This is a genomic window from Streptomyces sp. NPDC057002 (assembly GCF_042673825.1).
Taxonomy (GTDB): Bacteria; Actinomycetota; Actinomycetes; order Streptomycetales; family Streptomycetaceae; genus Streptomyces.
The window spans coordinates 346068-358940 of sequence record NZ_JBHURZ010000004.1 but is presented as its reverse complement, the minus strand read 5'-3'; the positions used below and the strand labels follow the sequence as shown (position 1 = coordinate 358940).

Annotated in this window: 13 protein-coding genes; 7 read left to right on the top strand and 6 right to left on the bottom strand. The window is 70.8% G+C overall.

Annotated elements, in window-relative coordinates; translation table 11 throughout:
- Positions 1-1368 carry an MFS transporter gene (locus tag ACFT32_RS21665; protein WP_382491558.1) on the bottom strand — a complete coding sequence of 456 codons (1368 nt, stop codon included), beginning with the start codon at positions 1366-1368 and terminating at the stop codon, positions 1-3.
- Between the two features lie 162 nt (positions 1369-1530).
- On the opposite strand from ACFT32_RS21665, the gene ACFT32_RS21660 reads away from it, so the two are divergent.
- Positions 1531-2217 carry a DUF2848 domain-containing protein gene (locus ACFT32_RS21660; RefSeq protein WP_382491556.1) on the top strand — a complete coding sequence of 229 codons (687 nt, stop codon included), beginning with the start codon at positions 1531-1533 and terminating at the stop codon, positions 2215-2217.
- Here the strand turns inward: ACFT32_RS21660 and ACFT32_RS21655 are convergent.
- Both ACFT32_RS21655 and ACFT32_RS21650 read right to left on the bottom strand, forming a co-directional pair.
- On the bottom strand, positions 2181-3902 hold the full coding sequence (locus ACFT32_RS21655; protein ID WP_382491553.1) for a methyltransferase: 1722 nt from the start codon (positions 3900-3902) through the stop codon (positions 2181-2183). The genes ACFT32_RS21660 and ACFT32_RS21655 overlap by 37 nt on opposite strands.
- A 65-nt stretch (positions 3903-3967) precedes the next feature.
- Positions 3968-5134, bottom strand: coding sequence for a 4-hydroxybenzoate 3-monooxygenase (locus ACFT32_RS21650; protein ID WP_382492722.1), 1167 nt, complete (start codon positions 5132-5134; stop codon positions 3968-3970).
- 198 nt (positions 5135-5332) lie between these two features.
- Between ACFT32_RS21650 and ACFT32_RS21645 the strand changes: the two genes are divergently transcribed.
- Positions 5333-5629, top strand: coding sequence for a GYD domain-containing protein (locus ACFT32_RS21645; protein ID WP_382491550.1), 297 nt, complete (start codon positions 5333-5335; stop codon positions 5627-5629).
- Between the two features lie 97 nt (positions 5630-5726).
- On the opposite strand, the gene ACFT32_RS21640 is transcribed toward ACFT32_RS21645, so the two are convergent.
- Positions 5727-6080: a hypothetical protein gene (locus ACFT32_RS21640; RefSeq protein WP_382491547.1), complete on the bottom strand. Its 354-nt coding sequence runs from the start codon at positions 6078-6080 to the stop codon at positions 5727-5729.
- Between the two features lie 164 nt (positions 6081-6244).
- The gene (locus tag ACFT32_RS21635) at positions 6245-7018 is read right to left on the bottom strand and encodes a polysaccharide deacetylase family protein (protein ID WP_382491544.1); all 774 of its coding nucleotides are present in this window, start codon (positions 7016-7018) and stop codon (positions 6245-6247) included.
- A 336-nt stretch (positions 7019-7354) separates the two neighbouring features.
- On the opposite strand from ACFT32_RS21635, the gene ACFT32_RS21630 reads away from it, so the two are divergent.
- The 5 genes from ACFT32_RS21630 to ACFT32_RS21610 all read left to right on the top strand — a co-directional run bounded on the left by ACFT32_RS21630 (position 7355) and on the right by ACFT32_RS21610 (position 11389).
- Positions 7355-7762 carry a hypothetical protein gene (locus ACFT32_RS21630; protein ID WP_382491542.1) on the top strand — a complete coding sequence of 136 codons (408 nt, stop codon included), beginning with the start codon at positions 7355-7357 and terminating at the stop codon, positions 7760-7762.
- A gap of 68 nt (positions 7763-7830) precedes the next feature.
- The gene (locus ACFT32_RS21625) at positions 7831-8565 is read left to right on the top strand and encodes a transcriptional regulator (RefSeq protein ID WP_382492719.1); all 735 of its coding nucleotides are present in this window, start codon (positions 7831-7833) and stop codon (positions 8563-8565) included.
- 38 nt (positions 8566-8603) lie between these two features.
- Complete coding sequence (locus ACFT32_RS21620) at positions 8604-9134, top strand: roadblock/LC7 domain-containing protein (protein ID WP_382491539.1); 531 nt, start codon at positions 8604-8606, stop codon at positions 9132-9134.
- Between the two features lie 103 nt (positions 9135-9237).
- Positions 9238-9612 carry a hypothetical protein gene (locus ACFT32_RS21615; RefSeq protein ID WP_382491536.1) on the top strand — a complete coding sequence of 125 codons (375 nt, stop codon included), beginning with the start codon at positions 9238-9240 and terminating at the stop codon, positions 9610-9612.
- A gap of 298 nt (positions 9613-9910) precedes the next feature.
- Positions 9911-11389, top strand: coding sequence for an FG-GAP-like repeat-containing protein (locus ACFT32_RS21610; protein ID WP_382491534.1), 1479 nt, complete (start codon positions 9911-9913; stop codon positions 11387-11389).
- A 603-nt stretch (positions 11390-11992) separates the two neighbouring features.
- On the opposite strand, the gene ACFT32_RS21605 is transcribed toward ACFT32_RS21610, so the two are convergent.
- A complete protein-coding gene (locus ACFT32_RS21605) occupies positions 11993-12823 on the bottom strand; it encodes an oxidoreductase (RefSeq protein ID WP_382491531.1) in 831 nt (276 codons plus the stop codon).
- Positions 12824-12873 lie beyond the last annotated feature (50 nt).

Here is a 12873-nt window from a genome sequence, read left to right as displayed (position 1 = left end):
TCAGAGGCGGGTAGGGACGGTGTCCGCCTTCGGCGCGGCGAGCGCGGCGTCCTCGTCGACGGCGGCCTCGGGGTCGCGCCCCAGCCAGACGCCGACGAGGGAGACGCCCGAGGCGAGGGCGATGTACACGGCCAGCGGCGCCCAGGTGCCGTAGGCGCTCAGCAGGCTGGTGAACAGCAGCGGGGCGACGGCGCCGCCGATGATCCCGGCCAGGGTGTAGGCCAGGGACGAGCCGGTGGAGCGCAGCCGGGGCTCGAACTGCTCGGTGATGAAGGCGGCCTGCGGGCCGTACAGGCAACAGTGGATCACCAGGCCCACCACGACACCCGTGGCGAGTGGCAGCCAGGTGCCGCCGCCGATCATCGGGAAGAACACGAACGGCCACACACCGGCGGCCACCGCGGCACCGCCGTACAGCAGACGGCGGTTGACCCGGTCGGAGAGGGCGCCGGCCAGCGGCATCAGGAAGACCTGGATCGAGGAGCCGATGAGCACGGCCGCGAGGGCGGAGCCGCGTGACATGCCCAGTTCCTGGGTGGCGTACGTGAGGACGAAGACGGTGAACATGGCGTACAGCACGTCGGGGCCCACCCGGCACAGGATCGAGGCCAGCAGGGCACGGGGCTGGGTGGTGAACACCTCGCGGATGGGCGCCTCCGGCCGGGATCGCTCGGCCTCCATCGCCTTGAACACCGGGGTCTCCTCGAGCTTCGCCCGGATCCACAGCCCGAACCCGACGAGCACGCCGGAGAACAGGAACGCCACACGCCAGCCCCACGACTCGAACTGCGCCTCGGTGAGCAGTGCGCCGAGGGCGGCCAGGACGCCGTTGGCCAGCAGGTTTCCGGCGGGCGGGCCGACCTGGGCGGCGGAGGCGTAGAAGCCGCGGCGGAGTGGGTCCCCGAACTCGCTGGACAGCAGTACGGCACCGCCCCACTCGCCGCCGACGCCGACGCCCTGCGCGAAGCGCAGCACGACCAGGGCGATCGGGGCGGCCACTCCGGCCGTCGCGTACGTGGGCAGGACGCCGATCAGGAACGTCGCCGCGCCGATCAGGACCAGCGTGGCGATCAGCACCTTCTTGCGGCCGATCACATCACCGAGGCGGCCGAAGACGAAGCCGCCCAGCGGGCGTGACACATAGCCGACCGCGTAGGTGGAGAACGCCAGGAGCGTGCCGGTGAGCGGGTCCTCCGAGGGGAAGAACAGGTCGCCGAAGACCAGGGCGGCCGCGGCGGAGTAGACGGCGAAGTCGTACCACTCCAGCGCGGTGCCGGTGAGGCTCGCGACGAAGGCCCGGCGGACGCCGGAGTGCCTGCCTGACGCCTTGGCGTCGTCCTTCGTGTCGTCCTTCGGGGTGTCGGACATGGTTCCCATCCTTGCTCGGGGACTGCTCGGGGACTGCTCGGGGACGTCGGGGGACATCGACCTTCCGGCATACTTCTTGTATACAGGTCGTATGCGCAACCCCCGCGCGACGAGAACTTCACCTCGTACCCGATCTGCGGACCCGATCTCTGGGAGTGCCTCATGGCCGTACTGACCTTCGAACTGCCCGACGGATCGACGCGCGAGGTCGACGTCGTCCAGGTCCTCAACGCCGGGTATGCCGGACGCAGCCAGGAGGACGTCGCCGCGCACGTCGCGGAACTCGCCGAGCTGGGCGTGCCCGGCCCCTCCGTCACGCCCGCCCTCTACCCCGTCTCCCCCTACCTCGCCCAGCAGACCGACCGGGTCCACGCGCAGCACGCGCACACCTCGGGCGAGGCGGAGTGGGCGCTCGTCGTGGCGGACGGCGGGGAGCTGCTGCTGACCGCCGCCTGCGACCACACCGACCGCGACCTGGAGGTGCACGGCGTGGCCTGGAGCAAGAACGCGGGCCCCGACGTCCTCGCCCGCCGCGCCTGGCGCCTGGCCGACGTGGAGTCCCGCCTCGACGACCTCACCCTGCGCGCCTGGGTGACCCACGGCGACAAGCCGACGGAGATCCAGCACGGCACCCTCGCCGAACTCCTCACGCCGGCCTACTGGGTCGACGTCCTGCGCGCACGCGACGCGCTCACGCCCGGCACCGTCCTGATCTCCGGCACCATCCCCATGACCCCCGGCGTCGACCAGTTCGCCGAAGCCTGGAGCGTGGAACTGTCCGACCCCGCCACCGGAGACACGATCCGCCTCGACTACGACGTCCGGCCGATGCCGGCACCCATCGGCTGACGCCGGCCCTTCCTGACGTGCAGCACATTGCCGTCCAGGGGCAGCGGCGTCTGGTCCACCAGGGCGAGGCCGGCGTCGGCGAACAGCCTGGCGTAGTGGCCGGCCTGCCGCTCGCGCCCGCCGACGTTGCACATCATGTGGAGATCCCACGCGGTCGCCAGCGAGACCGAGCCGTCGGACGGCAGTACGCGTTCGACGACGAGCAGATCGGCGTGCTCGGGCATCGCGCGGGCGCAGTGGCGCAGGATCTCGCGGCAGCGCTCGTCGTCCCAGTCGTGCAGGACCCGGGACAGGACGTAGACGTCGCCGCCCGCGGGCACGTCCGCGAAGTCGCCGGCCACGAAGGCGCAGCGGGTGCCGAGGCCGCTCTCCTCGAGCCGGCGGCGGGCGGCTTCAACAGCGTGTGGACGCTCCAGCAGGACCCCGTTCAGGCGCGGGTGCGCGGCGAGGACGCGGCCGAGCAGCTCCCCGTTGCCGCCCGCGACATCTACCACCGTGGCCCCGGCGGGTGCCTCGGCCGCCGCGGTGAGCGCCGGGTGCGTGGGGACCGGGTCGAACATGGCGGCTCCGGCGGCCATGGACTGGTCGAAGAGTTCCGCGAGCCGGGGGTCGCGGGCGAAATGGTCGAAGTGGTTCTCGCCGAAGAGGTGCTCGAAGGCCACCTGTCCGGTGCGCACCGTGTGCCCGAGCCCGGCGAAGGACTCGTAGAACGGGCCGCCGTACATCAGCGCCAGCGCCCGCATCGACCCCGGGGCGCCGGCCCGCAGCAGTGCGCCCAGCTCGGTGAGCCGGAAGCCGTCGCGGCCTTCCGCCACCGCGCCCAGCATCGTGAGGTAGCGCAGCAGCGTCGCCAGGTTCCGAGGCCGCGCGCCGATCGCCCGCGCCAGTTCCCCGACGTCGACCCCTCGCTCCACATCCATGGCGTCGGGCACCCGGAGCTCGGTGAACGCGGCCAGCGCCTGTGTCGTCCACGCCCCGGTCAGCAGGCGCAGGAGCGTTTCGGCGGGCTGTCCGGCGCGATGCTCGTCGAGGTGGGCGGCGAGCAGGTCGCGGTGGTCGCCGGGGACGTACAGCTCCACGCGCCGGTATCCGGCCTTGGCCCCCGCGGCCGCGCCGAAGTAGAAGACCGTGCCGTTCTCGTGCGGGTTGTAGCCGCCGCCGTCGGGGGTGGCCCCGTAGCGCGCGAAGGCCGAGGTGAGGCCGCGCAGCACCAGCGGATCGGGCGCCACGACCTCGAAGGCGACGTGCGCCTCGTGCTGCCGTTCACGCTCGCACGCGGCGATCTCCTCCAGCCCCGATCCCGGCGGCACGGTCAGCGCGAACACCTCGACCGTACGGTGCTCCCCGTCAGCGCAGGCCACCGCGGGGCGCAGGATGCCGATGTCCAGCTCGGACGCCGGTCGCCGATGCCGTACGGCCAGCCGCTCGCGTACGACCACACTCGGTCGCGCCGGCAGGGCCGCGACCAGCCCGCAGTCGGTGAGCATGGCACGCAACCCCGCCTCGTCCGACGGGAAGACGAGCAGCGCGGCATGGGAGAAGCGGCAGTGCTCCACGAGAGCCCGCAGCTCCGGACCGTCGAGCCCGGGGAACAGGAGCGGGAGCAGGGCGGCGGTGTCCTGCTCCTTGACGAAGTCGACCGTCGCGAGCAGGCGGGACGTGTCGCCCGACAACGTCGTGATCATTGCGGGGATCCTCATTCAGATCTGGGATGACGCGGGAAAGGAAGGAGAACGCGGAGGAGCGGACCTCAGACGCCGACGTAGTGCTCGGCGAACCAGTCCTGGTGGCTGCGGGACGTACGCAGCGAAGCGATGCGGGAGCGCCGCAGGGAGTCGTGGAACAGGGAGGTGCCGTCCGAGCCGGACGGGCCGTGCAGCAACCGGATCATCCAGTGCGAGAACTCCTGCGCGCGCCAGATGTACGGCAGGCACCGCGCGGAGTAGGCGTCGAGCCCCCCGGAATCGCCGTGGACGAGGCCGTCGGCCAGGGCGTCGGCGAGGATCTCCGCCTCCAGGACCGCGAGATTGGCGCCCTTCGCCGCGCACGGGCTGACGAGGCCGGCGGCGTCGCCCGCCAGGAACAGCGAACCGTGCCGCAGCGGTTCGAGCACGTCGGACTCCAGGTCGACGACGGTTCGCTCTGCGAAGCGGCCGCGGTGCAGCGGGCCGTAATCCGCTCCCCGCATCCGCAGCTCCAGCTCGTCCCAGATCCGTTCCTCGGACCAGGCATCGGCCGGGGTGCCGCGCTCCCACTGCACGTAGTAGCGGGTGATCTCGCTCGTGCGCGCCATGTGCCCGGCGAAGCCCCGCTCGTGCACCGCGTACCCGACGGCGTCCAGACTGGGCGGCGCCTCGGCGAGCAGTCCGAGCCAGGTCACGCCGTGATCGCAGTGGTGCCGGCGCACCGAGCCGGGCGGGAGCGAGCGCCGGGCCGCACCGTGCCGCCCGTCGCACCCGGCCACGTACCGCGCCCGCCACCGCCCGGGCCGCCCGTCCGCCTCGCGCACGGTCACCGAGGGCCGATCGGTGTCGGTGTCGAGGACGGCCAGCGCCTCGGTGGCGAACTCGACCCGGCCCCCGGCGGCCAGGAACCGCGTCAACAGATCGGTGACCAGCCGCTGCTGGGGATAGACGGTGTGCCGCTCACCGCGTCCGAGCCCGCTGTAGTCCAGCCGGAACCGGCCGTCCACGGTGCGGAACTCACACGTGCTGTGCGCCCGCCCGTGCCGGTGCAGCCCTTCGGCCAGCCCGTGCCGCTCCAGGATCCGTACGGTGTTCGCCGCCAGGAACCCGGCGCGCGCCCGAGTCTGGACATACGCGCGCTCCGCACGCTCCAGGACGACGCAGTCGACCCCACGCCTCTGAAGAAGATTGCCGAGCACGAGCCCGGCCGGTCCGGCCCCGAGGATGACCACGTCGGCCGCGCTCCGGGTCTGCCTGTCTGTCACGAGACGGGATAGTAAGTCCAGCCAAGTGGCTTACTTGACGAAAATCACCTGAACGGGGAGGGCCGCGCTCGCATGACCCATTTCGGGCGCACATATTGTGCGAGTTTCTGGGCTTCTGTCCAGAATTGGTCCCGCGATGTGTTCCCTCACGAAGGTGAAAAGATCATGCCGACGTATGTCACGTTGCTGAACTGGACCGATCAAGGGATCCGGAACTACAAGGACACGGCGAAGCGTGCCGAGGCCTTCGCCTCGGGGGTGCAGAAGCTCGGGGCGAAGCTGGTGAGCATCTACTGGACCGTCGGTCCGTACGACCTCATGGCCGTCGTCGAAGCGCCCGACGACGAAACCGCCACCGCGGCTCTGCTGCAGCTCGGCGGGGTGGGCAACGTCCGCACCACGACCCTGCGGGCCTTCGGCCAGGAGGAGATGTCCCGCATCATCGCCAAGGCCGCCGGCTGAGACACGTCGGGCCGCCAACGCGAGGGCGTCCGCGCCCGAGGCCGCCAACTTCCGTGCCGAGCACCGGGTCGGGGTTGGCGGCCGCGCGGGTATGCGGTCAGGCTCGGTTGAGACGTGCGGCGATTCCGTGACCGATCAGCAAATACATGACGGCCGGAAGGCCGTAATTGAGGACAACGCGTAGGCCCTCTGTGTCCATCGTGAAAATGTCCTGCGACCACCAGGCCAGCAAATCCGCCGTTCCCCGTACGAACTCGACGAATACATTCGCCTGGTTCGCGTCGAGCAGGAACAGCAGGATCCAGAGACCGAGCAGACCCGCGGCGATGTCGGCGATCGTGCAGATCGTGAGGGCCGCACGGCGTGCGCCGTCCTGCTGGCGTACGGGGCGCTCCGGGCCTGTGGGCTGGTTGTACGTCTGATATCCGGGAGCCGGGTCGATGTTACTCACAAGGAATCCGATCTGACGCGTTGTCCTGTCGGCACGCTCGCCCCGGACACCGAAATGCAATCCGGTTCGTCGCCCCGCTTCTGCCTATCCCTGCGTCCTGTGAGCCCTGCCGTGTTACACCCCTATCCACAATGACCCGAATGGAAAGCGTTGGGTCGTGCTCCTCAGCGCACCGGGAAGCCGCAGGAGTAACCCTGTTCCTTGAGCCAGGGCAGGATCCGGCGCAGGGCCTCGACGGTCTGGGAACGTTCGCCGCCCGCGTCGTGGAAGAGGATCGTCGGCCCGTTCGGCAGCTCCCGCTCGACGGTGGCGACCATGGCGTCCGTGCCCGGCCGCTCGAAGTCCTTGGAGTCGACGTTCCAGCCCAGCGGGCGCATGCCCCGGGAGGCGGCCAGCTTGCGGCTGTAGGGGGTGAAGGCCCCGCCGGGCGCCCGGTAGTACATCGGCCGCACGCCCCCGGACGCCTTGGTGATCATGCGTTCGGCGTCGAGGATCTGCCGCGACTGGTAGGCCTCGGACTTCTTGTCCATGGTGGTGTCGTGCGACACCGAGTGGTCGCACAGCCGGTGCCCGTCCGCGACCACCTTCTTCACGAGGTCCGGGTGGGCCTGTGCCTGCGTCCCCACCATGCAGAACGTGGCCTTCACCCCGTACTCCCGCAGCACGTCGAGCACTTCCGGGGTCCACACGGGGTCGGGGCCGTCGTCGATGGTGATGTTGACGCCGCGCGCCCCCTTGTCCGAGGCGTGCACGATGCTCTCCGCGACCGGCTTGACGTCACCGCCCGGCCTGGCCGACGCGCTCGCCTTCGGCGACGAGCCGTCCGTGGCACCGGCCTGCGCGGTCCACACCGAGGCACCGGTGGCGAGCAGCGTCACCCCGAGCGCCGCCCCGATCACCTTGCCGTACCAGCCCCGCCCGCCACCGTGCCGTGCCATGTCCGCCCCGCTCTCCAGCAGTTCCTCGCCGATGCCCGGTCACCGTGCGACCAACTGGCATGACGAGAAGCGGCGGCCCCGGGATCCCTCCGTTACCGATCACGGACAATCCCGGGGGAGTCCGCGGACAACTCGGCGGGGGGCGTCTGAGCGTTTGCGCGTCAGGGCGTCTGGGCGCCTGTGTGAAAACCGCCTGACGAAACCTCAAATAGTCAACGGAAGCTACCCATCGGTCTCACATTCCACGGCAATTCGACGAAGTAGTCACAACTGCTCCACATCCGGAGTCTAGGTTCTGCATGATTCCTTCGACGCACACCGGGAGAGGAGTCCTCGTTGCCCGGAATCGACGAGTGTCTGCTGGAGGCCATGAAGCTGCCCGGCGCCCGCGGCGCTGCCGTGGTCGACTGGACCAGCGGCCTGGCTCTGGGCACGGCAGGGGAGTCCCCGGGCGGTGACCACGAGGTCGCGGCGGCCGAGGCGGCGGAACTCGCCCGGATCGCGGCGGAGTACCAGTCCTTCGCCCCCGCCGACGGCTCCGACTGGTCCGACCGGTCCGGCGACGACACCCCCGTAGAGGACCTGATCGTCAGCAACCGCGACAGCTACCACCTCCTCCAGTTCGTCCGCACCACGTTCGACAGCAGCGTCTTCCTGCATCTGTGGCTCGGCCGCAGCGAGGGCAACCTCGCTCTGGCCCGCATCCGGCTGCACGACCTGGCGCGGCAGCTCGTATTGGGATGACAACGTTGCGGACGCTCTCCTCCGGCATATCCCGGCCAGGCCCCGGCCCCGCTCTGCTCGGTTCGCCGATGCTGGACCGGCTCGCCGGCGAGAAGGCCACCGGCTCCCTCATGCGGGAACGCGGCACTCTCTATCTCGCCGACGGCCAGGTGATACACGCGGAGAGCCCGCACACGCCCGGGATCGACGTGCTGCTCACCGCGGGCGGCGCCCTGTCACCCGAGGAGTGGTCCGAGGCCCTCACCGAGGCCGGGCCCCGACAGCGGGTGGGCCGGTTCCTGGTGGACAGCGGCCACTTCCCCGAGGGCGCGCTGGAACTGTGCCACCTCGGGGCGCTGTACGACGCGGCGTTCTTCGTGCTCGGGCCGGGCGGCGGCACAGCCCGGTTCCGGCACGGGGTCGCGCACTGGCTGGGGGCGGTGCGTCCCGTGCCCGTCGGCGCGGTGCAGCGCGAGACGGTGCGCCGGCGGGAGCTGCTGCGCGAGATCTGGTTCGAGGAGGAGACGGACACCCAACCGCTCGTACGCACCCGTCTCCCCCTCGACACCCGCCTGCCACGGCGTCAGCACGCGGTCCTCGAGCACGTGGACGGGACGCGAACGGCATCCGACATCTCCCATGTCCTGGGCCGCCCCGCCTTCCACACCCTCGTCGAGGTCCGTCGTCTCGCCGCCGCCGGCATCGTGGCCGCGGCCCGGCGACCACCGCGACCCGCCACCGGGCCCGCCCGCCTTCCGGGAACCTCGGCCGGCCCCGACGCCGCCCTGCTGCGCCGAATCAAGAACGCATTGGAGGCCCTGTGATCCGCGCGATCAGACAGCGCGCCGAGAGGAGACAGCTCATGGCGGCCGAGGCCGAAGTCCTCGACGAACTGCACAGCCTCCGGGCCCGCCTGCCGCAACTGACCGGCGCCCTCGCCGCCAGCGTCGACGGCCTCGTGCTGGCGCAGGACATCCGGGGGGTGGAACCGGAAGGGCTGGCCGCCCTCACCGCGGCCGCCCAGGGCGTGGCCCTGCGGCTCACCGACGCCACCGGGCAGGGCGACTTCCGCGAGCTCCTCGTCCGCGGTGCGCACGGCTATGTGGCCACCTACGCCGCCGGCCCGTCCGCCGTGCTGACGCTGGTCGCCGAGGGACGGGTGAACGTCGGCCGGCTGCACCTGGAGGGGCGCCGCTCCGGCAACCGCATCGGCGAACTGCTGCAGACCGCCGTTCAGCGGCCCGACCGCGCCCCGAGACAGCCACCGCCCACAACCCCCACCACCACCGGCAGCGGCCCTCTGCCCGTACGGACTCCCTCACCGCGGCCCGACGGCACCGGCACCGGCGCCGGCGCCCCGCGCACGGCCACCGGGGAGGCGCCGAGCACGTAGACCGAACGCCTCTCTCCGCACCCGCACACCGCTTTCCGCACCACAGCCCGGCACAGGCCTGAAACACGCGAGGCCGGCACCAGTCCGAAAGGAACAGCACGTCATGGCGAACACCGAAGCAGCGCTGAAGGAAGCCCTCTCATCGATCGAGGGCGCGACCGGCGCCGCGCTCGTCGACTACACCAGCGGGATGGCGCTGGGAACCGTCGGAGGCAGCAACAGCTTCGACCTGAACGTGGCGGCGGCCGGCAACACCGACGTCGTCCGCGCCAAGCTGCGCACCATGGAACTCCTCGGCATCAAGGACGAGATCGAGGACATCCTCATCACCCTGGGCACCCAGTACCACCTGATCCGGCTGCTCAGGAGCCAGGGAGGCAACGGCCTCTTCCTCTACCTCGTCCTGGACGCCGGACGCGCCAACCTGGCGATGGCCCGCCACCAGCTGAGGAGGATCGAGGCCCAGCTCGAAGTCTGAGGCCGGCCCGCACCGGTGCGCGAGCCGATGATCGCGGGACAGCGGCGAATCTGTGAGCTATCTTTGGGCCCGCCTCATCCATGATCAACAGTCGGCCGAACGACCACCTGCACCGACGTTCGTTCTCCCACCCCCCACGCCAGGTCCACGGATCCCCCGACTGGGGTCAACGCGTATGCACACTGGGAGACATCGCGTGACATCTGAAGAAGCAAGACACCGCTCGTCTGAACAAGCGATACGCCGCTCGCCCGAGCGCGAAAGACACAGCTTGCCGAGACGCGGACGCGACCACCGCATGGCAACCGCCGTCGTGGTCGCCGCACTGGCAGGCGGTCTGCTGGTGCCCACCGTCGCGGGCAGCGCCGTCGCGGCGACCGCCGACCGTGCGTCGGTCTCCGGCCGCTACGGCGACTTCAACGGCGACGGTCATGTCGACCTCGCCGCCTCCGCCCCCGACGCCACGGTCGACGGCACGGCGGGTGCCGGGGCCGTCACCGTCGCCTACGGTTCCGCGGACGGCGCGGGCGTCACCCAGGCCGAACGAGTCACGATCAGCCAGAACTCCAAGGGAGTCGGCGGGCAGGCCGAAGCAGGTGACCACTTCGGATTCTCCGTGGCCATCGCCGACTTCAACGACGACGGCTTCGCCGATCTCGCCACCGGCACCCCGGGCGAGGACGTCGGGGACGACCAGGACGCCGGTATCGTCCAGATCCTGTGGGGCTCGCCGACCGGCCTGTCGGGCAGTGCCAGGCTCGCCGATCCCACGAGCACCGATCAGGACGCCCACGGCCGGACCCTCGCCGCGGGTGACTTCAACGGCGACGGCAAGGACGACCTGGCCGCCGGCAACACCTCGGCCCAGGCCTGGCTGTACGCGGGCGGTATCACCAAAGAGGGCGCTGACAGCGGCACTTATCCGCTGGGCAACCTGAATTCCTGGGGTGGCGAGGTCGTCGCCCTCACCGCCGGCGACGTCACCGGCGACGGCGCGGACGACCTGCTGTTCAACCACTCCCAGCTCTATCGCAGCGGTGGTGACGCGAGCACGCTGGGCCTGGACCCGACGCCGTTGCAGGTCGGCTCCCGCGGTGGCTACTCCTCGGTGTTCGGGGACTTCGACAACGACGGCTACGGGGACATCGTCCTCGGCCGCGAGGGCGGGAACGGCGGCGAGATCACCTACGTCCCGGGCCGCCCCGTTTCCCAGACCGACCCCACCTGGACGGTGGACGACGTCGAGAGGTACACCCTCACCCAGGACGACTTCGACACCCCGGGTGACGGCGACCTGTACGACCGGTACGGCGCCGGACTCGCTGCGGGTGACATCGACGGCGACGGCTACGACGACCTCGCCGTCGGCGATCCCAACGAGGACACCGACACCGACACGGTCGCCGACGCCGGGCACGTGACCGTCATGTACGGCGGCTCCATCGGGCTCACGACCACCGACCGCCAGGTCTTCGACCAGGGCACCGACGGCGTCCCCGGCGACAACGAGGCCGGCGACGGCTTCGGCTCCCGGCTGCTGCTCAGCGACCTCAACGGCGACGGCCGGAAGGACCTGACCGTCGCGGCGCTGGGCGAGGACGACGGGAGCGGCGCGCTCACCACACTCCTCGGCTCGGACACCACCCTCACCGTCACCGGAGCACGCAGCCTGACCCCGGCGTCCTACCTCCTGCCGCCCACCGGCCAGCCACACCTCGGCAGCAGCCTCCAGGGACATCCCCCGATAACGCCCCAGCCGCTCCCTGACGTCGGCTGAGACGGCCCCCGATAACACGCACACCAACAAGGCCCAGGTCTCTGACCTGGGCCTTGTTCCCGGATGTAGGGGTCAGTGCTGGGTGGCTCAGTGCTGGGTGGCGACCATGCGGTGGGGCCCGTCCTGAACGAACGTGGCGGCGGCGTCCCGCCGGCGCCGGGCGTCCTCGGGGGATCCGTCGAACGGGGTCTTCTCCGAGACGACGACCCTTGCCGGTACCGCGTCCGGCCATGTGACCTTGTGGTAGGCCTTGCCCGTCGGGACGAAGCTCTCCGCGGTGGAGATGAGCTGGCGGTTCCGCGGCTTGTCCGGCGAGAGCCGGTCAGGCCCGGTGTGCGGTCCGGCGGTCGGACGTGATGCGGGACATGGCTGATCCTTTGGACTCCGGGGGCCGTTGAGACTGCGAAATCCAGCATTCGGCGAACCGGTTGCCTCCCCCACGCGCACGCTTGCCTCAGCCGCACCGTCGGCACGCGTGCCAGCCGGATTCTGCGATCAGCCGAAAGGTAGGAGGCAGGCCGTTCCAGGACTTGTGAGACGGCGAGCACGGAGGTGCTGTGAGCGGCCGTCTCGACGTCGTGTCGCGGGCACCTTCCGAATGGTTCAGCGGGGCACGCCGACGGCGCGGGAGATAACGGTGTCGAAGGCGCGGTCGGGCAGGATGCGGCGCAGGGTGATGAGGGGGCGGGCGCCGAAGCCGGTGGCGTAGCGGGTCTTGGGGCGGCGGGCGGTGACGGCCTTGGCGATGGCGTCGGCGATGACCTGGGGCGGGGAGTTGCGGTTGGCGTTGGCCTCGGAGCGCAGGGAGGCGGCGACGGCGGTGGCCTGGGCGGCGTAGGGGCCGCTGCTGGAGGACTTCTCCAGCTTGTCGGCGGCGATGCCGCCCCATTCGGTGGCGATGCCGCCGGGTTCGATGACGACGACGTCGATGCCGAAGGGCTTGGCTTCCAGGCGCAGGCAGTCGCTGAGCGCTTCTAGGGCGAACTTGGTGCCGTGGTACCAACCGCCGAGCGGCGTATGGATCTTGCCGCCCATCGAGGTGATGTTGACGACCGTGCCGGAGTGCTGGGCACGCATGTGGGGCAGGACGAGCTGGGTCAGGCGCAGGGCGCCGAAGACGTTGACCTCGAACTGGTAGCGGGCCTCGTCCATGGGGACGTCCTCGACGGCGCCGTAGGAGCCGTAGCCGGCGTTGTTGACCAGGACGTCGATGCGGCCGGTTTCGGCGGCGATGCGGTCGACGCCGGCGCGCATGGAGGCGTCGTCGGTGACGTCCATGGCCAGCGGGCGGATGCCGCGGTCGGCGAGCAGCTGAAGGCGGTCGGCGCGGCGGGCGGCCCCGTAGACGGTGTATCCGAGTTCCTGGAGCTTGAGGGCGGTGGCTTCGCCGATGCCGGAGGAGGCACCGGTGACGAGGGCGGTCTTGGTGGGCATGGCGGGGTCCTCACAACTAAGATGAACTTCGGTTCACCATCTATCCTGAA